Consider the following 20,248-nt stretch of genomic DNA (forward strand, 5'->3'; position numbering starts at 1 on the left):
CCGACGGGCACTTGGACGGCAATGCTGCGCCCACGCATTAATAACAAATTTTTTGCAATTGGCAACCGCCCTGGACATGTCGCGACTTACGTCACAACGCATCCCGTGGCAGCAAACCCGTCGCATCCCCGGAATCGGCCCCAGCCTTTCCCCGGCGTACTCTATACTCTGCGCCCAAGAAATCTGCAATCGGAATCTCTCTCGATGCCCCGTTTTCGTCGTTGGCTGCGCTGGGCGCTGGTCACGTTCGTCGTTCTCGCCCTGATCGGAGCCGCCGCCGCCGGCGGTCTGTATTACGTCGTTTCCTCCAAGCTTCCCGACGTGCAGACGCTGCGTCAGGTGGAGCTGCAGGAGCCCATGTACGTCTATGCCAGCGACGGCAAGCTGATGGCCCTGTTCGGCGAGACCCGGCGCTATCCGATCACCATGAAGGACGTGCCGGAGCGGCTGAAGCAGGCGTTCCTGGCCACCGAGGACGCGCGCTTCTACCAGCACGGCGGGGTCGACTACAAAGGCATCGCCCGCGCCGTGTGGCTGCTGGCCACGACCAACGACAAGCGCGTGCCGGGCGGCTCGACCATCACCCAGCAGGTCGCCCGCCAGTTCTTCCTGAGCTCCGAATACAGCTATACCCGCAAGCTGGCCGAGATCCTGCTGGCGCGCAAGATCGAGGCCGAGCTGAGCAAGGACGAGATCTTCGAGCTGTACCTCAACAAGAGCTTCTTCGGCAACCGCGCCTACGGCATCGCCGCCGCGGCCGAGTACTACTACGGCAAGAAGCTCAACGAACTGAGCCTGGACGAGATGGCCTCGCTGTCCAGCATCCCCAAGTTCCCGTCCAGCGGCAACCCGATCAGCAATCCCGAGCGCGCCAAGCAGCGCCGCGACAACTACGTGCTCAGCCGCATGGCCGCGCTGGGCTTCGTCACCCAGGCCGAGGCCGACGCCGCCAAGGCGGTGCCGATGCACGCGACCCCGCACGAGCGCCCGGTCCAGGTCGAATCGCCCTACGTGGCCGAACTGGTGCGCCAGGAGATGATCGCGCGCTTCGGCGGCGACGTGCTCGACAAGGGCTACCACGTCACCACCACCATCGACACCGAGCTGCAGACCGCGGCCAACCATGCGGTGCGCCAGGGCCTGGTGATCTACGACCGCCGCCATGGCTGGAACGGCGTGGAGAAGCATTTCGACGTCGCCGCCGATGCCGACGCGGCCGCGCTGGCCAGCCACCTGGCCGGGATCAATGCGCAGGGCGGCATGCTGCCGAGCATCGTCGCGGCCACCGGCAGCGACGGCAGCGCCACCGTGGTGCTGGCCAACAAGAGCGAACTGGTGCTGCCGGTCGCGTCCAGCCGCTGGACCGGGCGCAGCCCCGCCACCCTGCTCAAGCGCGGCGACCTGGTGCGGATCCAGGCCGGCGACAAGCCGGGCGAGTGGGAAGTCACCCAGCTGCCGCGCGGGCAGTCGGCGCTGGTGTCGCTGGACGCCAGCAACGGCGCGCTGCGCGCCCTGGTCGGCGGCTTCAGCTATGCCGGCAACAAGTTCAACCGCGCCACCCAGGCGCGGCGCCAGCCGGGTTCCAGCTTCAAGCCGTTCCTGTACGCGGCCGCGTTCGAGAAGGGCTTCAACCCGGCCTCGATCGTGCTCGACGCGCCGGTGGTGTTCCGCGACCGCCGCGGCAAGACCTGGTCGCCGCAGAACGACGGCGGCGGCTTCCGCGGCCCGATGCGCTTGCGCGAAGCGCTGGTGCAGTCGCGCAACCTGGTCTCGGTACGCCTGCTCGACAGCATCGGCGTGGACTTCGCGCGCAAGTACATCAGCCAGTTCGGCTTCCAGGAGGCCGAGCTGCCGCCCAACCTGTCGATGTCGCTGGGCACCGCGTCGCTGACCCCGCTGTCGGTGGCGCGCGGCTATGCGGTGTTCGTCAACGGCGGCTCGCGGGTGGATACCTGGATCATCGACAAGGTCACCGACCGCGACGGCAACGTGCTGTTCCAGGAGCACCCGCCCACCGCCTGCCGCAGCTGCGGCAGCGTCGGCGGCAGCGCCACCCCGGCCAGCCAGGTCGTCGACGGCTTCAACTTCGGCAGCGCCGCGCCGCCACCGCCGCCCAAGCCCGCGGCCACCGCCGCCGCCACTCCGACCCCGGCCGACACCGCGCCGGCGACCGACCCCGACGCCAAGGTGGCGCCGCGCGCGATCGACGAGCGCACCGCCTACCAGCTGGTCTCGATGATGCGCGACGTGGTCCAGCGCGGCACCGGCACTGCGGCCAAGGTCCTGGGCCGTGCGGACGTCGGCGGCAAGACCGGCTCCACCAACGACCATCGCGACGCCTGGTTCTCCGGCTTCGGCGGCCCCTACGTGACCACCGTGTGGGTCGGCCGCGACGACTTCCGCTCGCTCGGCTACCGCGAGTACGGCGGCAAGGCGGCGCTGCCGATCTGGATCGAGTACATGCGCGTGGCGCTGAAGGACAAGCCGATCGCCAGCAACGACCCGCCGGCCGGCATGGTCCAGGCCACGCTCAACGGCGCCACCGAGTGGGTCAAGGTCGAGGACATGGATCGCATCCAGGAGTTCGACTACGGCCTGCAGGACCAGAAGACCGACGACGCCGCGTTCGATATTTTCTGAGGCGCGCGGGACTCGGGACCGGGGACTCGGGACTCGGCGGGTCCCGCTGCCGAGGCGGCGCTGGCTGGCGGGATCGCTACGGGGCGGATGCCGCGTCGCCGCGGCCGGTCGAGCGGACTGCAGCGGCTGTCCAGCGCGTCAACCGCGCCGCATGCCGATGTCACCGCGCTGTTGTACAGTCGGGGCAGGCTTTCAGGGAGGCGGCCCCATGCACCACGCTCGGCAACATGCCCAGACCCGCACGCACGAACGCCGCCGCCGGCTGGCCCACGAAGCCGCCCGGCTGATGGCCGAAGGCGGCATCCGCGACTTCCACCAGGCCAAGCTGAAGGCCGCCGAGCGACTCGGCATCCACGACGACGCCTCGCTGCCGCGCAACCGCGAGATCGAGGATGCGCTGCGCGAGTACCAGCGCCTGTTCGCCGGACCCGACCACGCCGGCGGCCTGCGCCTGCGCCGCGAGGCCGCGTTGCGCGCGATGGACTTCCTGCATGGCTTCGCCCCGCGCCTGGTCGGCCCGGTGCACGACGGCACCGCCGATGCCAACAGCCCGGTGCAACTGCACCTGCACAGCGACGACGCCGACGCGGTGGCGCGCTTCCTCGAAGAACACCGGATCCCGGCCGAATCGCGCACGCGCCGGCTGCGCCTGGACCGCGAACGCAGCGAGGACTTCCCGGTGTGGCTGTTCGCCGCCGAGGAACTGACCTTCGACCTGACCGTGCTGCCCTACGATGCGCTGCGCCAGGCGCCGCTGTCGCAGGTCGACGAGAAGCCGATGCGGCGCGCCTCGGAAAGCCAGCTGCGGCAGCTGCTGACCGAACAGGACATCGCCGACTACCAGCAGCGCCGCTGAGCGCCCGCGCGCCGCGCCCGGCGCACCGCTTCCTTTCCGCCAACGGACCCGCTGCATGCCCGCCATTCCGCCCGACGCCATCGTCGTCTCGCGCAACAGTCTCGACAGCGACGACGCCTACGCGCCGATCCAGTCCAACATCAGCTTCATCAACGCCCAGCTCGACCAGTGGCTGCGTCCGGACGAGATCGCCGCCGATGCGATGTGCAGCTACTACGTCGACTTCTACGTGGCTCAGGTGGAAAACGGCGGCTTCGCCCAGTTCGTCTACAACTGCAACGCCGATCCGCTGGTGCTGGACCAGGTCGGGCGCGGACTGCAGGCGATGCGCGCAACCCGGCATGCGGCGCTGTACGCGGCCAGCCGCGCGCTGCTCGAACAGATGGACGACGCCACGTTGCAGGCGTTCATGGACGGCCAGTACTTCGGCGACAACCCGGCGCGCGATGCGCTCGACCGGCATGGCGACGCGTTCTTCGCGCTGGCGGAAGAAGAGGATCTGATCGCACTGAATTCGGCCTGGCTGCGCGCGCATCCGCAGCTGGTGGCGCTGTCGATTCCGGAGATGCAGGCCGAGGTCGAGCGCCGCGGCGCCGCCCTGCCCGATCGCCTCGAGCGCATCGCCGCGGCGCTGGAGAGCGAACCGCGCTACATGAAACTGATCCGCCGCCTGTGCGCCGACAGCGGGCACACGCTGGACCGCGTCACCGCCGGCGATCCCAGCCATGTGCACGACGGCAGGCAGGTACTGGCCTGGCACTTCCTGACCGACCGCGGCCACTTCTACCTGCTCGACCTCGACGGGATCGCGCGCATGCACGACGCCGACAGCCATGCGTTGGTGGCGCAGATCGACGTGCCGGCGCAGTTGTAGGGCATCTCGATCCAGGTCATGCACTCCACGCCGCCCCGCGGAAACGGCGCCGGGTGGCCTCGGGCCATCCGGAGCTGCTGCCGCAGTGCACCCAGCGAGTTGGCCGCACGTCTCTGCAGGAGCGGCGTCAGCCGCGACGAACGCAGCGGCAGACCTTCCGGCCGCAGATCCTGCCGGAGCCGAAGCCCCTCCCACATGAAAAGCGCTTCAGCGCGTTGCATGCATGCAGGTTTATGGGAGCGACTCCGGGTGACATCGGGCCATCCGTCGCGACGAGAGGCTTCCGGAAAAGCCGTCGCATCGCGCTTCGCCGCATAAAAAAACGCCCCGCGAAGCGGGGCGTTCGATTGCGACAGACCAGCGGCAGCGCGATCAGCGCTGGCCGTCGGCCTTGTAGTCGCGCTTGTCGTAGCCGGTGTAGATCTGGCGCGGGCGGCCGATCTTCATTTCCGGATCGACCTGCTGCTCCAGCCAATGCGACACCCAACCCGCGGTGCGCGCGATGGCGAACATCACGGTGAACATCTCCACCGGAATGTTCAGCGCCTTGTAGATGATGCCCGAGTAGAAGTCGACGTTCGGGTACAGCTTGCGCTGCACGAAGTAGTCGTCCTTCAGCGCGGCCTCTTCCAGCTTCAGCGCCACTTCCAGCAGCGGATCGTTGACGCCCAGTTCGCCCAGCACCTTGTGGGTCATCTCGCGGATGATCTTGGCGCGCGGATCGAAGTTCTTGTAGACGCGGTGGCCGAAGCCCATCAGGCGGAAGCTCGAGTTCTTGTCCTTGGCCTTGGCCACGGCGCTCTCGACGTTGTCGGCGGTGCCGATCTCTTCCAGCATCTTCAGCACGGCTTCGTTGGCGCCGCCATGCGCCGGGCCCCACAGCGCGGTGATGCCCGCGGCGACGGAGGCGTACGGATTGGCGCCGGTGGAACCGACCAGGCGCACGGTCGAGGTCGAGGCGTTCTGCTCGTGGTCGGCGTGCAGGATGAACAGCAGGTCCAGCGCCTTGGCCACGACCGGATTCATCTCCAGCTGCTCGCTCGGCACTTCGAACATCATGTGCAGGAAGCGGTCGACGTAGCCGAGGTTGTTGCGCGGGTAGCGGATCGGCCAGCCGATCGAATAGCGGTGCGCCGCGGCGGCGATCGTCGGCACCTTGGCGATCAGGCGGATCGCGGCCAGGCGCCGCTGTTCCGGATCGTTGAGGTCCAGCGTGTCGTGGTAGAACGCCGACAGCGAGGCCACGGTGCCGGCCATCATCGCCATCGGGTGCGCGTCGTGGCGGAAGCCGCCGAGGAAGTTCTTCAGCGACTCGTGCATCATCGTGTGATGCGTCACTTCGTGGTCGAACTTCTTGAATTCGTCGGCGGTCGGCAGCTCGCCGTTCATCAGCAGGTAGGCCACTTCGAGGAAGTTGGACTTCTCGGCCAGCTGCTCGATCGGGTAGCCGCGGTACAGCAGCACGCCGTTGTCGCCGTCGATGTAGGTGATCGCCGACTTGCAGCTGGCGGTCGCGGTGAAGCCCGAGTCGTAGGTGAACAGACCGGTTTCTTTGGTCAACTTGGAAATGTCGACGCAATCGTTGCCCAAGGTGGGTTTGAGTACCGGCAGAACGACCGACTTGTCGCCGGCATTCAGCGTGACCTGATCAAGATCGGACACAGTGTGCGCTCCTCAGTGGAAGGCGCCTGCCCGTACTTTGCGAACAGACGCGTGAAGGAAGTCCACGGCAATTACCACGGATCGCGTCATTATCGCACAGCAACATTTGAGTAGTCGCTCGTACTGATGTCGTAGAGCGAGGGCTGGGCGGCGACACAGCGTTGCATCCTCGCCATCGCCAGGACGGGAGAATCTACGCCGGCATCACAGCCGGGAATCGATGCATCGGGGACGCCAAAAAAGAAGGCCGCGCAGGGCGCGGCCTTCTTTACCACTTCGACCGCTCGATCAGCGCGCGTAGCGCTTCTGGAACTTGTCGATGCGGCCGCTGGTGTCGATGACCTTGTGCTTGCCCGTATAGAACGGGTGCGAAGCCGAGGAAATTTCGACCTTGACCAGCGGATATTCTTCGCCGTCCTCCCACTTGACCTTGTCCTTCGAGGACATGGTCGAACGGGTCAGGATCTTGAAATCGGAGGTGACGTCGTGAAACACGACGTTGTGGTACTTGGGATGGATGTCGGCCTTCATGGGCTCGCACCGTAGGGGGCTGCTGGACAAGAGGGAAACTATAGCAACTCACCCGGCCTGCACGCAAGAACAACTTGCGCGGAATTCACCCCCGCCGACGCCAGGGCGCGGGCGCGGCGTCCCGGCCACGCCCTGCCGCACCGGGGCGGCCGCCCTGCCCGGCTCAGCCGGCGCCGACCGCCGCACGCGCCAGCGCCTGGAAACGGGCCTGGTCGTAGCGGATCAGCATGGCCGCGTTGTCGGCTAGGCCCAGCTGGCGGTTCCAGTCGACCAGGGTGGCGCCGCGGCTGTGGACCCCGGCCAGTTCGACCTGCAGCGGTCGCGACTGCACCTCCAGCGCGCCCTCGGGCTGCAGCGCCCAGGCCATCGCCAGCGCATCGGCGGCATACCAGTGCTCGCCGCGCGAATCCTCCGACCACAGCCGGGTCTTGCGCGAGATCTCCTCGTAGAAGCGCGCCTTGTCGGCATCCGCGGCCAGCCACTGCTCGACCTCGCGATGCGGCAGGCCATGGGCGACGGTGGCCTCCCAGTCGGCGACCTCGATGTGCGGGAACCCGGAAAACACGATGTGCGCCGCTTCCGGATCGAAGGCGATGTTGAACTCGGCGGCCGGGGTGATGTTGCCGTGGCAGGTGATCGCCCCGCCCATCACCACGAAACGGCGCACCCGCTGCGGCAGGGTCGGATCCAGCTTCAGCGCCAGCGCGATGTTGGTCAGCGGACCGAGCGCGACCAGCAGCAGCGAACCGGCGTACCGGTGCGACAGGCGCAGGATCGCCAGGGCCGCGTGCTCGGACTCGGCGGCGCGCGCCGCCGGCGCCAGGCCGACATCGCCGAAACCGTCCAGGCCATGCACGTGGGCGGCGTCCACCGCCGGATGCAGCAACGGGTCGGCGCAGCCGGCGAACACCGGCACGTCCTCGCGCCCGGCCACTTCGCACAGCTTCAGCGCATTGCGCACGGTGTGCTGCAGGCCGACGTTGCCGGCGGCGATGGTCAGGCCGACCACGTCGTGGCGATCGTCGGCGAAGGCCATCAGCAGGGCCAGGGCATCGTCCACGCCGGGATCGGTGTCGATCAACAGGGGAATCTTGTCGCTCATGCGTGATTCTTCGTCATTCCGTTCGGCCGCCGAGTCTGGCATTGCGGCGCGGACCTGGGAAGCCGGGGCTTCCGCGGCCTGGGCGAATCCCCAATTCCCAATCCCCAATCCCAGCCGTGGCGCCAGCCACGGCTAAGCCCCCGCGAACCGCGCCGCGCCGCCCACCCAGCGCGCGACGATGCGATCGGCCAGGACCGGCGACTCGGCCAGCAGCCGTTCGGCCAGCGCATGCACCCGCGGCAGCAGGCCGGCGTCGCGCGCCAGGTCGGCGACGCGGAACGCGGCCAGGCCGGTCTGGCGGGTGCCGAGCAGTTCGCCGGGGCCGCGCAGCTCCAGGTCCTTCTCGGCGATGACGAAGCCGTCGTTGGTCTGGCGCATGGTCTGCAACCGCTGCCGCGCCATCGCCGACAGCGGCGCCTGGTACATCAGCACACAACTGGAGGCGGCCGCGCCGCGCCCGACCCGGCCGCGCAACTGGTGCAACTGCGCCAGGCCCAGCCGCTCGGCGTTCTCGATGATCATCAGCGACGCGTTGGGCACGTCGACGCCGACCTCGATGACCGTGGTGGCGACCAGCAGGTCGATCTCGCCCTGCTTGAACGCACGCATCGCCGCCTGCTTCTCGGTACCCTTCATGCGCCCGTGCACCAGCCCCACCTTCAGCTCCGGCAACTGCGCCGACAAGGCTTCGTAGGTGGCCTGCGCAGCGCTGGCGTCGATGCGGTTGCCCGCACCGGCGCCCTGCCCCGGCTTGTCGCTGTCTTCGGTTTCGTCGATCAGCGTGCACACCCAGTACGCCTGGCGGCCTTCGGCGCAGGCCACGCGGATGCGCTGCACCAGCTCCGGGCGGCGCTCGGCGCTGAGCACGATGGTCTGCACCGGCGTGCGCCCGGGCGGCAGTTCGTCGATCGCCGACACGTCCAGGTCCGCGTACGCGGCCATCGCCAGCGTGCGCGGGATCGGGGTGGCGGTCATCACCAGCTGGTGCGGCACGCCGGCGCCGGTGGCGCCCTTGTCGCGCAGCGCCAGGCGCTGGTGCACGCCGAAGCGGTGCTGCTCGTCGACGATGGCCAGGGCCAGGTCGTGGAAGGCCACCGCGGCCTGCATCAGCGCATGCGTGCCGACCACCACCTGCGCCTCGCCCGAGGCGATCTGCGCCAGCACCGCGGCGCGCGCCTTGCCGGTGACCTTGCCGGCCAGCCATGCGACGCGGATGCCCAGCGGCTCCAGCCAGGCGCGCAGGTTGGCCAGGTGCTGTTCGGCGAGCAGTTCGGTCGGCGCCGCCAGCGCCGCCTGCTTGCCCTTGTCCACCGCCAGCATCGCCGCCAGCGCCGCGACCACGGTCTTGCCGCTGCCGACGTCGCCCTGCACCAGGCGCAGCATCGGCGAGGGCTTTTCCAGGTCGGCGCGGATCTGCGCGAACACCCGCTGTTGCGCGCCGGTGAGCTGGAACGGCAGCGACTGCTGCAGGCGCTTGGCCAGCAGGCCGCGCCCGCGCAGCGACGGCGAACGCTGCCGCTGCAGCGCGATGCGCTGGCGACGCAGGCTCAGGTGGTGCGCCAACAGCTCTTCCAGCGCCAACCGCTGTTGCGCCGGATGCAGGCCGGCGGCGAGCGCGCCCAGGTCGGCCTGCGGCGGCGGCCGGTGCGCGATCAGCAGCGCGCTGCGCAACGACGGCAGCCCCAGTTCGGCCAGCATCGCCGCCGGCAGCAGCTCCAGCGACGCTTCGTCGGGCAATCGGTCCAGCGCCTGCCCGATCAGCTTGCGCAGCGTCGCCGGGCCGATGCCTTCGACCGCCGGATACACCGGGTCCAGGCTGTCGTCCAGACCCGCGGCTGCGTCGCCACCGAGGATCTGGTAACTCGGGTGCACGATCTCCAGGCCGTGCTGGCCCGGCTTGGGCGTGCCGAACGCGCGCAGCCGCGCGCCCACCGCGAACTGCGCCACCTGCGCGGCACGGAACTGGAAGAAGCGCAGTACCAGGGTGGCGCGCGAGTCGTCGGCGACCGCCACGCGCAGCATCGGCCGGTAGCGGAAACCGCGATCCACCGCCTCCACCCGCACTTCGACCTGCGCCGGGACGCCCGGCTGCAGCGCCGCCACCGGGGTCAGCCGGGTGCGGTCCTCATAGCGCAGCGGCAGGTGCAGCCACAGGTCCTGCAGGGTCAGCAGGCCGCGCACGGCGAACTTCTCGGCGACCTTCGGGCCGACGCCCGGCAGCGCCGACAGCGGCGCCTCGCCTGCCGCCGACAGCGCCGGCGCCGGAACCTGCACGCGCGGCACGGGCGAGGGTCAGTCGAGCACCATCACCGCATCGACCTCGAAGCCGACGCCCTTCGGCAGCGCGGATACTTCGACGGTGGAACGCGCGGGGAACGGCGCCTGGAAATAGTCCTGCATCACCGCATTGACCTGGGCGAACTGCGACAGGTCGGTCAGATACAGGCCCAGCCGCACGATCCGGTCGAGCGAACCGCCGGCCGCCTCGGCCACCGCCTTGAGGTTGTCGAAGGCGCGGCGCGCCTGCGCGCCGACATCGCCGGGCACGACCTCGCCGGTCGCCGGATCCAGCGGGATCTGGCCGGAGAAATACACCGTGTTGCCGGCGCGCACCGCCTGCGAATACGGACCGATCGCGGCCGGCGCCTGCTCGGTGTGGATGATCTGGCGGGACATGGCGGCTCCAACGGAAATAGGGAATGGGTATTTTACTCGGGACTCGGGACTCGGGACTCGGGACTCGGGACTCGGGACGGCAGGATGCTGCCTCGAGGCATATCGCTGTCAAAAGACTTGAAGTACCGATTCTTTTGAGCAAGACGCCTCTTCCAGCCAGCGACAAACCGCCTTTCTGTAGGAGCGGCTTCAGCCGCGACGCTTTACCGGGAAGGCGTCGCGGCTGAAGCCGCTCCTACAGAAAAGCAAGATGCAGCGCACTTGCGACCATCCCCCGAGCCCCGAATCCCGGCTCCACTACTGCCTGCGCACACTCTGCACCGCGGTCAGCCGCCGCAACCGGCGCATCACTTCGGCCAGGTGGTTGCGGTCGCGTACCTGGATGTTGAAGCGCAACACGGCGGCGTTGAAGTCGCGATCCAGGTAGTCCACGCGCTCGATGTTGGACTGGCTCTGCGCGATCGCCGCGGCCAGCTGCGCCAGCACGCCGGTGCGGTTCTCCACGTCCACCACCAACGCGGTGTCGTAGTCGCCGATGACGCTGGTGTCCCAGCCGATCGGCACCCAGCGCTCCGGCGACTTGCGCAGTTCGGCCAGGTTCGGGCAATCCAGCCGGTGCACGACGATGCCCTTGCCGGCGGTGTGGTAGCCCATGATCTCGTCGCCGGGAATCGGCTGGCAGCAGTTGGCGAAGCTGACCACGCCGCGCTCGGTGCCGTTGATCAGGATCTTTTCCTGCGAATGCTTGGACAGGCCGCCGCCGCGCAGTTCCGCATAGGCCATCAGCGCCTGCGCGGCCTGGTTCGGCATCCAGTTGCCCAGCGCGATGTCGGCCAGCAACGCCTCCAGGCGCGGATAGCGGTGCTCGCTGAGGAACGAGTCCAGGCGCCCCTTCGGCAGCCGCTCCAGCGCGCTGTCCATCGCTTCCAGCGCGCGGTCGAGCATGCGGTGGCCGAGCTGCACCGCGTCCTCGTGCTCGAGCTGCTTGAGCTGATGGCGGATCGCGGTACGCGCCTTGCTGCTGACCACGAACTCCAGCCACTGCGGCTTGGGCGTGGCCGAACGCGCGGTGATCACTTCCACGGTCTGCCCGCTGACCAGCTTGGTGCGCAGCGGCACCAGCTTCTTGTCCACCCGCGAGGCCACCGCGCGGTTGCCGACGTCGGTATGCACCGCATAGGCGAAATCCAGCGCGGTGGAATTGCGCGGCAGCGCCAGGATCTTGCCCTTCGGCGTGAACAGGTAGACCTCGTCCGGGAACAGGTCGACCTTGACGTTGTCCAGGAATTCGAGCGACGAGCCGGCGGCACGCTGCGATTCGATCAATTCGACGATCCACGCATGCGCGCGGCTCTGCGCGCTGTTGGGCGAATCGCCGCCGAACTTGTAGGTCCAGTGCGCGGCCACGCCGCGCTCGGCGATCAGGTCCATTTCCTCGGTGCGGATCTGCACTTCGATCGGCGAGCCGTAGGGGCCGAACAGCACCGTATGCAGCGACTGGTAGCCGTTGGCCTTGGGAATGGCGATGAAGTCGCGGAAGCGCGCGTCCAGCGGTTTGAACGTGGCGTGCACCGCGCCCAACGCGTGGTAGCAGTCCGGCACCCCGCGCACCACCAGGCGGAAGCCGAACACGTCCATCACCTGGTCGAAGGATTTGTTCTCGTCACGCATCTTGTTGTAGATGCTCCACGGGGTCTTGATCCGGCTGACCAGGCGGTGCTCCAGCCCCTCCTTGGCCAGCCGTTGCGACAGTTGCACCTCCACCTGCGCCATCGACTCGCGGCGCACCACCGGCTGGCTGCGGATGTGCTTTTCGATGATCGCGTGGCGCCACGGGTGCAGCGCGCGGAAGCCGAGGTTCTGCAACTCGGACTTCATCAGGCTCATGCCCAGGCGCTGCGCGATCGGCGCGTAGATCTCCAGCGTCTCGCGGGCGATGCGGCTGCGCGCCTCGGCGCTCTGCGCGCCGAGCGTGCGCATGTTGTGCAGGCGGTCGGCGAGCTTGATCATGATCACGCGCAGGTCGCGCGACATCGCCAGCAACATCTTGCGGAAGCTCTCGGCCGCCGCTTCCTGGCGGTCGCGGAACTTCAGCTTGTCCAGCTTGGTGACGCCATCGACCAGTTCGGCGACCGCCTCGCCGAATTCGGCGGCCAGTTCGGCGCGGGTCAGCGGCGTGTCTTCGATGGTGTCGTGCAGGATCGCCGCGATCAGCGCCTCCACGTCCAGGCCGAGTTCGGCCAGCACGCCGGCCACCGCCACCGGATGGGTGATGTAGGGCTCGCCCGACTTGCGGGTCTGCCCGGCATGCGCGGCCGCGCCCACTTCCCACGCGCGTCGCAGCAGCGGAATCTGCTCGGCCGGCAGATAGCTGGCGCTGCGTTCGAGTTGCAGAACGTAGTCGGGGATCGCCTCGTTGGCCGGCGACGGCGCGGCGGTGGCGACCTGGGCAGAAGGGCCTGGGTTCATGCGCGAAGACTATGCCAGCGGCGCGAGGACGGCAAACCCGCAAAACGAAACAGCCCGCGGATGCGGGCTGTTCGGCAGACGCTCCGAGCGCGGGGACGCGATCAGTCGTCGTTCTTGGACATGTCTTCGTCGGCGACGACCTCGGCCGCGGCCCACTCCAGCGCTTCGCGCTCGGCACGCTCGCGCTCGGCCTTCTCGACTTCGTCGATCAGCGCGTTGTCGATCTTGCGCGCGGCGATCTCGCGCAGCGCCAGCACCGTCGGCTTGTCGGCCGATTCGGTGTTGTCGAGGGTGGCCTGCACGCCGTTGGCGAGCTGGCGGGCGCGCTTGGACGCCATCATGACCAGTTCGAAACGGTTGTTAACGACTTCCAGGCAATCTTCTACGGTGATGCGGGCCATGCGGGCTCCCGGCGGGCCGCTGGCGGCCACGCGCTCGAATGAGGGAAAGGGCGGCGATTGTAGGGCGCGGGCCGACCGAAATCAACCGGCCATCATTCAGTTTCCTTTGGAATCAGCCAGTTGCCTGATCCTGGTCGAGCAGCGCGGCGATCAGATCGGCATGCCGCTGCTGTTGCGGCAGGCGCCGCAGGCGGCTGGCGACGAAGATCGCGCACATCTCGTCCACCGCGGTGTCGAAATCCTCGTTGACGATCACGTAGTCGAAGTCGGCGTAGTGCGACATCTCCTCGCGCGCCGCCGCCAGCCGCTGCGCGATCACCGCCTCGCTGTCCTGGCCGCGCTTGCGCATGCGCTGCTCCAGCGCCGCCCGCGACGGCGGCAGGATGAACACGCTGACCGCGTCGGGCACCTTGGCCCGCACCTGGCGCGCGCCCTGCCAGTCGATCTCCAGCAGCACGTCGTGGCCGGCGGCCAGCTGCGGCTCCACCGATTGCCGCGCAGTCCCCTTCCAGTCGCCGTGGACGCGGGCGTACTCGAAGAAGTCGCCGGCATCGATCATGCCCTGGAACTCGTCGGCGGACACGAAGTGGTAGTGCTCGGCATGGCGCTCGCCCGGCCGCGGCGCGCGCGAAGTGAACGAGATCGACAGCGCGATCTGCGGATCGCGCGCCAGCGTGGCGTTGACGATGCTGCTCTTGCCGGCGCCGGAAGGCGCCGCAACGATATAGAGAGTGCCGCGCATCGCTCAGGTCTCGCCGTCGATTGAAGTCGGGCGGCGCACGATACCAGCCCCAGCCGCGACCGCAAGCGACCGGGCCTTGCAGCATCTGCCTGGCAATGCGTCGCCCGTTCGCCGCCCACCCACAGCCTGAGGACTTAACGGCATGATCCTCAAGCGCTTTTCCCCACGCGACTGCATGCACCGGCCTGCCGGTCGGGCCGCTGGCGGCTGCACGCGCGGGCAGAGCAAATCCCTGTGCGCGATGCAGCGGCGCGGCGGGACGCGCAAGCGACCGCGCCTCCGCACGGTGGCGCGTCCAGTTGCATGCGGCGGCGGCAGGTCGCGGCCGAGCTTAATTGAGAATAAATCTCATCCGCACTACACTTCGGCTCTTCTTCCGTGGTCCTGGACGGATGCCATGTCCACTCCTCCCTCTTCCGCCACGCCTGTCTCGCTGGCGGACGAACTGGAAAGCAGCTACGCGGAACTGCATCGGTATGCGACGCGCAAGTACGCCGGCGCGGCGGGCGACATCGTGCACGATGCGTGGATCCGCCTGGCGTCGCGCGAGCCCGGCCACCACAGCGTCCGCGACCCGCTCACCTATCTACGCCGCGTGGTCGACAACGTCGCGGTGGACCGGCAGCGGTTGACCGCATCGCGCAGCCGCTTTCTCGCCCCTGCGGACGCTGCACAAGATGTTCCCAGCGCGGAGCCATCGCCCTACGCCGCGACCCTGGGCCAGCAGGAATACGCGGTCCTGCTGCAGGCGATCCGCGACCTGCCCGCGCAGGCGCGGCGGGTCTTCGTGCTGTTCCGCGGCCGCAACCTGAGCATGGCGCAGATCGCCACACAGCTGGGCATTTCCCCGCGCACCGTGGAAAAGCACATCGCCGTCGCGCTCGCCCACTGCCGGCGGCGGCTGCGGGAGGCCGGCCGGGACCTCTAGCGCGGCTACGGGATCGGCAACGCTGGACCCGTCATGCTCATCAATGACCCGCGGATTCCCTTTGCCGCGGACGACAACCCCATTCCTTAGCGGATAGGCAGACGATGCCCGACACCCCCTCCGTCGACGACGACCTGTTCGACCAAGCCGTCCACTGGATCCTGCGCCTGGACGAAGCGCCCAGCGATGCGGACACCTTGCGGCAGTACCGGGACTGGCTGGCCGTCGCCCCTGCGGCGCGCGCACAAGCGGTGGCGGCGGCGCGCACGCTGCTGGGCATGCTGCAGCGCCCGGCCGCCGAGGTCGGCGACGAACTCGGCATCGATCCGTTGCAGCCCGCGCCATCGCCTTCTGCCGCGATCGCGGCGGCCGTACCGACGGTTGCGCAGCGGCGCTGGCACCGGCAGCGGCAGCGCTGGCAGGCGGTGGCCGCCGGGCTCGCCCTGGCGATCGGCGCCAGCACCTGGCTGGGCGCCGGCGGCCTGGACCGGTTGCGCAGCGATGCCTACACCGGGGTCGGCGCGATGCGGCGGCTGCAACTGCAGGACGGCAGCGTCGTCACCCTCAACACCGACAGCGCCATCGTCGTGCGCATGCACGAGGGCACCCGTTCGGTGCGGCTGCTGCGCGGCGAAGCCTTCTTCCAGGTCGCGCGCGATCCACGCCGCCCCTTCATCGTGGACAGCGCCGGCGGCAGCGCGCGCGTGCTAGGCACCGCGTTCAATGTCCATCTCGAAGACGATACGAGCCAGGTCAGCGTGGCCGAAGGCCGCGTCGCCGTCCGCCCGCCCACCGGGAAGACCGGCACGGTGCTCGTCGCCGGGCAACGCGCATGGCTGGCAGGCAACAGCGTGCGCCGCGAAACCGCCGTCGATCCGCTCGCGGTGGCCGCATGGCGGCGGCAGCAACTGGTCTTCTACAACACGCCGCTGTCGCAGGTGATCCGCGAGCTCTCGCGCTACCGCCACGGCTTCATCCAGCTGCGTGGCGACATCGGCGCACTGCCGGTCTCCGGCGCGTTCAACATTGCCGACCCGGACGCCGGCCTGCAGGTGCTGCTGGACAGCCTGCGGCTCGACGCGGTGCACCTGGGATGGGCGACCTTCGTGTACCGGCCGTCGCCGCAGACGAGCTCGGTAAAATGAATAAAACATAAACAAAAGAGGGCGATGTAGCACGTCGTCCGCGGATGGACTGGGTAGTCAGAGCACGCCGAACCCGTGTTACCGACAAGAACGTAATGATTTTCGTTCGCATCAAATACCCTCCTCCCGATACCCGACTCCATGTCCATCGCCACCGCCGCCTTGCGCAAGGGCCGCTCGCCTGCCTGCCGCACCCTGCTCTCCAGCGCCCTCGCGTCCACCCTGCTCGGCATCTCCACCATTGCGCATGCGCAGTCGCCGATCCCCACGGCGGGCGCACAACAAGCGCGCTACGCCATCGACCTGGACGCCCAGCCGCTGCCCGACGCGCTGGTGAAACTGTCCGCACAGACCGGATTGCAGGTGTTGTACAGCCGGCAGGAACCCTACGGCCTCGTCGCTCCCGCAGTGAAGGGCGACTACAGCGCCGAGCAGGCGCTGCAGCGGCTGCTGCAGGGCAGCGGCCTGGTCCCGCGGCGGACCGGCGCCAATGCGGTCACCCTGGAGACCGCGGCGCACGACCCGGCCCAGGCAGAACGCGAGCCTGCGATCGTCACCGACACGTTGAACGTGGCCGGGGCCGCCCGCGGCACCGCCACCGGCAGCGCGCGCGATGCGCAGGGCTACGACGACGTCTACGACCTGGACGTGTCGAGCGCCTACATCGGTCGCAGCGAAGTCGAACGCTACAAGGGCGCCACGCCATCGGACCTGCTCAACGGCATCGCCGGCGTGTTCAGCGGCGACGCCCGCAATAGCGGCGCGCTGGACATCAACATCCGCGGCATCCAGGGTCCCGGCCGCGTGCCGGTGACGATCGACGGCACCGAGCAGGCGCTGACGGTCTGGCGCGGCTACAACGGCGCCAGCAACCGCAACTACATCGACCCGTTCCTGATCGGCGGCATCCAGATCCTCAAGGGTCCGTCGCTGACCCGCAACGTCACCACCGGCGTCGGCGGTGCGATGGTCATCGACACCCTGGACGTGGACGACGTCGTCGCGCCGGGTCAGCGCTTCGGCGGCGAGTTCAAGCTCGAAGGCAGCAGTAACGCGACCTCGCCGCGGCTGCCGACCCTGCACACCGGCGAGGACTACCGCACGGTGGACGGCTTTCCGCAGGACACGCCGGCCATTCCGTATGCGGACCAGACGCTGCGGGTCACGCCCAGGACCGGCGGCGGCGGCTACAACGTCTTCGCCGGCGAGGACTACGCCTACCGGATGGCCCTGGGCTGGCGCCCGAGCGACCGGCTCGACCTGCTGGCCGCCTATGCCTACCGCGAACGCGGCAACTACTACGCCGGCAAGCGCAACACCGGCTACTACAGCGACGAACGCAGTTCCTATGCCGAGGACTACATCACCTCGATGGCGAACTACTGGAAACCCGGCAACGAGGTGACCAATACGTCCAGCCGGATGGAATCGTGGCTGTTCAAGGCCACCTGGCGCATCGACGACGCGCAGGCGCTGCAACTGGGCTACCGCGACAGCCTGTCCCGCTACGGCGAGATCATGCCCTCGCGGATCATGAACTCGCAGGACCGCGGCGCGATCCAGTGGCCGCTGAGCCGGGTCGACACCAAGGCCTACAACCTGGAATACAAATGGCGGCCCGAGGACAGCCGCTGGATCGACCTGTACGCCAACCTGTGGCGTACCGACACGGCCAGCGACACCTACACCGCCGGCGGCTTCCCCAACTTCGCCCAGGGCGATCCGCAGTGGGGCTACGACCCCACGCTCAAGAACACCGCGCTGGCCAACGCCAGCAACACGCGCAACGGCATCACCCTCAGCAACAAGATCCGCTTCAGCGATACGCTGGACCTAACCCTGGGCGGCAGCTGGCAGCGCGAGAAGCTGCGCTCGGACGATGCCTACTTCGGCACCAGCGACGGCTGGCGCATGTACCCGCGCGCCGGACGCCGCCAGGAATGGCAGGCGAACTTCAATGTCGAATGGCGTCCGCTCGATGCCCTGACCGTGGGTGCAGGCGCGCGCTACACCTCGTATTGGGCCTACGACGATTTCCTCGCCGCCCACCGGGGGCAGATACAGGCGAGCGCGACGACCGGATACAACGTCGAATACGCCACCACGCAGGCCTATACCCAGCAGGAACGCGAGGCGATGGCCGGCGAGAACCTGGAGGTCTACAAGATGCTGCTGGACCTGGGCGCGATCACCCAGGACATCTACGACCAACTCGCCAACGAGCTGCTGGCCGCGGTGCCGACCAGCTATACGGTGAACCACAGCGTGCCCTGGGAAGCGGACGCCGACGGCAACTACAGCAAGTCCGGCAACGCCTGCCTCAACGGCACGCTGGACGGGGTCGCGAACGTCGTCGATGGACTGTGCCGGGCCACCGCGGTCGGCACCAGCTACGTCGCGCAGGCGAGCAAGCGCAAGGACCACGGCTGGGTGCCGTTCTTCTCGGCCACGCTCGACTTCGGCGACCACAGCCGCGCCTATCTGCGCTACGCCGAGACGGTGCGCTATCCGAGCATGTTCGAGAGCACGCTGGCCTTCTCCGCTTCGATCAATCCCTGGGGACTGAAGCCCGAACACGCCTACAACTGGGAGCTGGCCTACGTCCACGACCTCGGCCACCTGCTGGGGCCAGACGCGACCGCCGACGTCAAGCTCGCCTACTACGTCAACAAGACCCGCGACGTGATCGAGCGCGATCCGCGCTTCAAGTTCGACAACGTCGACAAGCAGACCATCCGCGGCCTGGAATTGCAGGCCCGCTACGACGGCGGCCGCCTGTTCACCGACCTGGGGGTGAACTACAGCCTGGAGAACCAGGTCTGCGACGAAAGCACCGCGGCCATCCTGAGCACCAGCAATGGCTATGCGCTCGGCAGCCAGGCCGTGCCGACCTGCGTGGACTACGGGTTCGTCGGCGGTTACCTGCTGACCCAGGCCGCGCCGGAGCTGTCGGCGACCTGGTCGCTGGGCGGGCGTTTCCTCGACCGACGCCTGGAGATCGGCGGGCGCGCCAGCTACTTCAGGCAATACGAGAACCCCGACCTGGACTGGTACCGCGCGCACTCGATCCAAAGCGGCGGCGGGCGCCTGGTCTACAACTTCAACGTGCCGTTCTCCTGGGGCACGACCCTGATCTTCGACGCCTACGCCAGCTACAAGCTGCGCGAGAACCTGAGCGTGGAGCTGACCGGCACCAACCTGACCGACCAGTACTACGTCGACCCGGCCACGCGCTCGGCGGTGGCCGCACCCGGCAGGACCCTGAAACTCAGCCTGTCCGCGCGCTTCTGAGCGCGGCGGCGGCTGACGAGCTTGGAGAAGTGACCCTAAAGGACAGGACGTCCGCACCAACGCAGTACCTCAATCCGCAAAAGGAGATTGGCAATATGAAGACGCAACGCACACTGTCCGTGTTCGCGCTGTCCGTGCTCGCCGTGGCCACCATCGGCGCCAGCCAGGCGGCGAATTTCAAGGGCGCCTCGAGCAACACCGGCAACGTCCAGGTCGGCGAATCCGACGTCAACGGCGGCCCGCACAGCAGCGGCAAGGCCGGCATTTCCGTCAACTCGACTGGCCTGGGCAACGAAGTCGATTTCCAGGGGCTCACCGCCTACAGCGTCAAGACCAACAGCGCGGTGGACTGGAACAAGGACGGCAGCAGCGACGGCACCAGGCTCGTGCACAAGCTCAACTTCCCGTATACCGGCGCGCCGGACAGCCACGACAATCTGGGCGTGTTCGTGTTCGCCCAGGTCGGCGCGCAGGACGTGTGGTTCGGCGAATGGTCCGCGTACGGCACCAGTGGCGACAGCACCCGCACCGTCTACTACATCGGCGACAACGGCGACACCACGGTGCCCACCACCGGCTCGGCCACCTACAACGTGGTCGGCATCAACAACTACAACGCCGCGGCCAACGGCGGCAACGGCAACCTGCTGTCGGGCGTGTTCACCGCCAACTTCGGTAGCGGCACGCTGACCGGCAGCATCGCCAACAGCAGCAGCGGCTACACGGTGAACATCGGCTCGGCCACCATCAACAGCAATGCCAGCATTTCCGGCAGCACCGCGCTGGCGACGCAATCGGGCAGCCTGGTGGCCTCCGGCGGCGCGGTGTCCGGCCAGTTCTACAGCGGCCAGACCGCCCTGGCCGGCATCGTCAACTTCAGCGGCACCCAGTACGACACCGCCTTCGGCGGCACCAAGAACTGAGCATGACG

Annotated in this window: 15 protein-coding genes; 7 read left to right on the forward strand and 8 right to left on the reverse strand. The window is 68.3% G+C overall.

What is annotated here, in order from left to right:
* Positions 1 to 204 precede the first annotated feature (204 nt).
* The 3 genes from HDC36_RS10350 to HDC36_RS10360 all read left to right on the forward strand — a co-directional run bounded on the left by HDC36_RS10350 (position 205) and on the right by HDC36_RS10360 (position 4,370).
* Positions 205 to 2,640 (forward strand): penicillin-binding protein 1A, encoded by a 2,436-nt coding sequence (locus HDC36_RS10350; RefSeq protein ID WP_179566914.1) that lies wholly within the window; start codon positions 205 to 207, stop codon positions 2,638 to 2,640.
* 208 nt (positions 2,641 to 2,848) lie between these two features.
* A complete protein-coding gene (locus HDC36_RS10355; RefSeq protein ID WP_179566916.1) occupies positions 2,849 to 3,496 on the forward strand; it encodes a hypothetical protein in 648 nt (215 codons plus the stop codon).
* A gap of 55 nt (positions 3,497 to 3,551) precedes the next feature.
* Positions 3,552 to 4,370, forward strand: coding sequence for a DUF4375 domain-containing protein (locus HDC36_RS10360; protein ID WP_179566918.1), 819 nt, complete (start codon positions 3,552 to 3,554; stop codon positions 4,368 to 4,370).
* A 372-nt stretch (positions 4,371 to 4,742) separates the two neighbouring features.
* Here HDC36_RS10360 and HDC36_RS10365 read toward each other — a convergent pair whose 3' ends face one another.
* The 8 genes from HDC36_RS10365 to gmk form a co-directional block, all read right to left on the reverse strand.
* Positions 4,743 to 6,032 carry a citrate synthase gene (locus HDC36_RS10365; RefSeq protein ID WP_179566925.1) on the reverse strand — a complete coding sequence of 430 codons (1,290 nt, stop codon included), beginning with the start codon at positions 6,030 to 6,032 and terminating at the stop codon, positions 4,743 to 4,745.
* 288 nt (positions 6,033 to 6,320) lie between these two features.
* Positions 6,321 to 6,563, reverse strand: a complete 243-nt coding sequence (locus HDC36_RS10370; protein WP_046977672.1) for a type B 50S ribosomal protein L31 — start codon at positions 6,561 to 6,563, stop codon at positions 6,321 to 6,323.
* Positions 6,564 to 6,726: 163 nt separating this feature from the next.
* Positions 6,727 to 7,665 (reverse strand): nucleoside hydrolase, encoded by a 939-nt coding sequence (locus tag HDC36_RS10375; RefSeq protein ID WP_179566927.1) that lies wholly within the window; start codon positions 7,663 to 7,665, stop codon positions 6,727 to 6,729.
* 132 nt (positions 7,666 to 7,797) lie between these two features.
* Complete coding sequence (gene recG / locus HDC36_RS10380) at positions 7,798 to 9,948, reverse strand: ATP-dependent DNA helicase RecG (protein WP_179566929.1); 2,151 nt, start codon at positions 9,946 to 9,948, stop codon at positions 7,798 to 7,800.
* 9 nt (positions 9,949 to 9,957) lie between these two features.
* Complete coding sequence (locus tag HDC36_RS10385) at positions 9,958 to 10,341, reverse strand: RidA family protein (protein ID WP_053842173.1); 384 nt, start codon at positions 10,339 to 10,341, stop codon at positions 9,958 to 9,960.
* Positions 10,342 to 10,638: 297 nt separating this feature from the next.
* Positions 10,639 to 12,810 carry a bifunctional (p)ppGpp synthetase/guanosine-3',5'-bis(diphosphate) 3'-pyrophosphohydrolase gene (locus HDC36_RS10390; protein ID WP_179566931.1) on the reverse strand — a complete coding sequence of 724 codons (2,172 nt, stop codon included), beginning with the start codon at positions 12,808 to 12,810 and terminating at the stop codon, positions 10,639 to 10,641.
* 101 nt (positions 12,811 to 12,911) lie between these two features.
* Entirely contained in the window at positions 12,912 to 13,211 is a 300-nt protein-coding gene (gene rpoZ / locus HDC36_RS10395) for a DNA-directed RNA polymerase subunit omega (RefSeq protein WP_010343101.1), read from the reverse strand.
* A gap of 112 nt (positions 13,212 to 13,323) precedes the next feature.
* The gene (gmk, locus tag HDC36_RS10400) at positions 13,324 to 13,953 is read right to left on the reverse strand and encodes a guanylate kinase (protein WP_179566932.1); all 630 of its coding nucleotides are present in this window, start codon (positions 13,951 to 13,953) and stop codon (positions 13,324 to 13,326) included.
* A gap of 142 nt (positions 13,954 to 14,095) precedes the next feature.
* Between gmk and HDC36_RS10405 the strand changes: the two genes are divergently transcribed.
* The 4 genes from HDC36_RS10405 to HDC36_RS10420 all read left to right on the forward strand — a co-directional run bounded on the left by HDC36_RS10405 (position 14,096) and on the right by HDC36_RS10420 (position 20,240).
* Positions 14,096 to 14,881 carry a sigma-70 family RNA polymerase sigma factor gene (locus HDC36_RS10405; protein ID WP_255432676.1) on the forward strand — a complete coding sequence of 262 codons (786 nt, stop codon included), beginning with the start codon at positions 14,096 to 14,098 and terminating at the stop codon, positions 14,879 to 14,881.
* A gap of 104 nt (positions 14,882 to 14,985) precedes the next feature.
* Positions 14,986 to 16,026: a FecR domain-containing protein gene (locus HDC36_RS10410; RefSeq protein WP_179566933.1), complete on the forward strand. Its 1,041-nt coding sequence runs from the start codon at positions 14,986 to 14,988 to the stop codon at positions 16,024 to 16,026.
* 141 nt (positions 16,027 to 16,167) lie between these two features.
* Positions 16,168 to 19,317 (forward strand): TonB-dependent receptor, encoded by a 3,150-nt coding sequence (locus HDC36_RS10415; RefSeq protein ID WP_179566934.1) that lies wholly within the window; start codon positions 16,168 to 16,170, stop codon positions 19,315 to 19,317.
* Between the two features lie 95 nt (positions 19,318 to 19,412).
* Positions 19,413 to 20,240: a Slam-dependent surface lipoprotein gene (locus tag HDC36_RS10420; protein ID WP_179566935.1), complete on the forward strand. Its 828-nt coding sequence runs from the start codon at positions 19,413 to 19,415 to the stop codon at positions 20,238 to 20,240.
* Positions 20,241 to 20,248: the final 8 nt, after the last annotated feature.

The sequence above is a fragment of the Xanthomonas sp. JAI131 genome, assembly GCF_013410075.1.
Lineage (GTDB): Bacteria > Pseudomonadota > Gammaproteobacteria > Xanthomonadales > Xanthomonadaceae > Xanthomonas_A > Xanthomonas_A bonasiae.

Excerpts from the sequence above, each read along its gene's own strand:
- HDC36_RS10350 (WP_179566914.1), top strand. The coding sequence starts at position 205 with ATGCCCCGTTTTCGTCGTTGGCTGCGCTGGGCGCTGGTCACGTTCGTC.
- HDC36_RS10355 (WP_179566916.1), top strand. The coding sequence starts at position 2,849 with ATGCACCACGCTCGGCAACATGCCCAGACCCGCACGCACGAACGCCGC.
- HDC36_RS10360 (WP_179566918.1), top strand. The coding sequence starts at position 3,552 with ATGCCCGCCATTCCGCCCGACGCCATCGTCGTCTCGCGCAACAGTCTC.
- HDC36_RS10370 (WP_046977672.1), bottom strand. The coding sequence starts at position 6,563 with ATGAAGGCCGACATCCATCCCAAGTACCACAACGTCGTGTTTCACGAC.
- HDC36_RS10375 (WP_179566927.1), bottom strand. The coding sequence starts at position 7,665 with ATGAGCGACAAGATTCCCCTGTTGATCGACACCGATCCCGGCGTGGAC.
- HDC36_RS10385 (WP_053842173.1), bottom strand. The coding sequence starts at position 10,341 with ATGTCCCGCCAGATCATCCACACCGAGCAGGCGCCGGCCGCGATCGGT.
- HDC36_RS10390 (WP_179566931.1), bottom strand. The coding sequence starts at position 12,810 with ATGAACCCAGGCCCTTCTGCCCAGGTCGCCACCGCCGCGCCGTCGCCG.
- rpoZ (WP_010343101.1), bottom strand. The coding sequence starts at position 13,211 with ATGGCCCGCATCACCGTAGAAGATTGCCTGGAAGTCGTTAACAACCGT.
- gmk (WP_179566932.1), bottom strand. The coding sequence starts at position 13,953 with ATGCGCGGCACTCTCTATATCGTTGCGGCGCCTTCCGGCGCCGGCAAG.
- HDC36_RS10405 (WP_255432676.1), top strand. The coding sequence starts at position 14,096 with ATGATCCTCAAGCGCTTTTCCCCACGCGACTGCATGCACCGGCCTGCC.
- HDC36_RS10410 (WP_179566933.1), top strand. The coding sequence starts at position 14,986 with ATGCCCGACACCCCCTCCGTCGACGACGACCTGTTCGACCAAGCCGTC.
- HDC36_RS10415 (WP_179566934.1), top strand. The coding sequence starts at position 16,168 with ATGTCCATCGCCACCGCCGCCTTGCGCAAGGGCCGCTCGCCTGCCTGC.
- HDC36_RS10420 (WP_179566935.1), top strand. The coding sequence starts at position 19,413 with ATGAAGACGCAACGCACACTGTCCGTGTTCGCGCTGTCCGTGCTCGCC.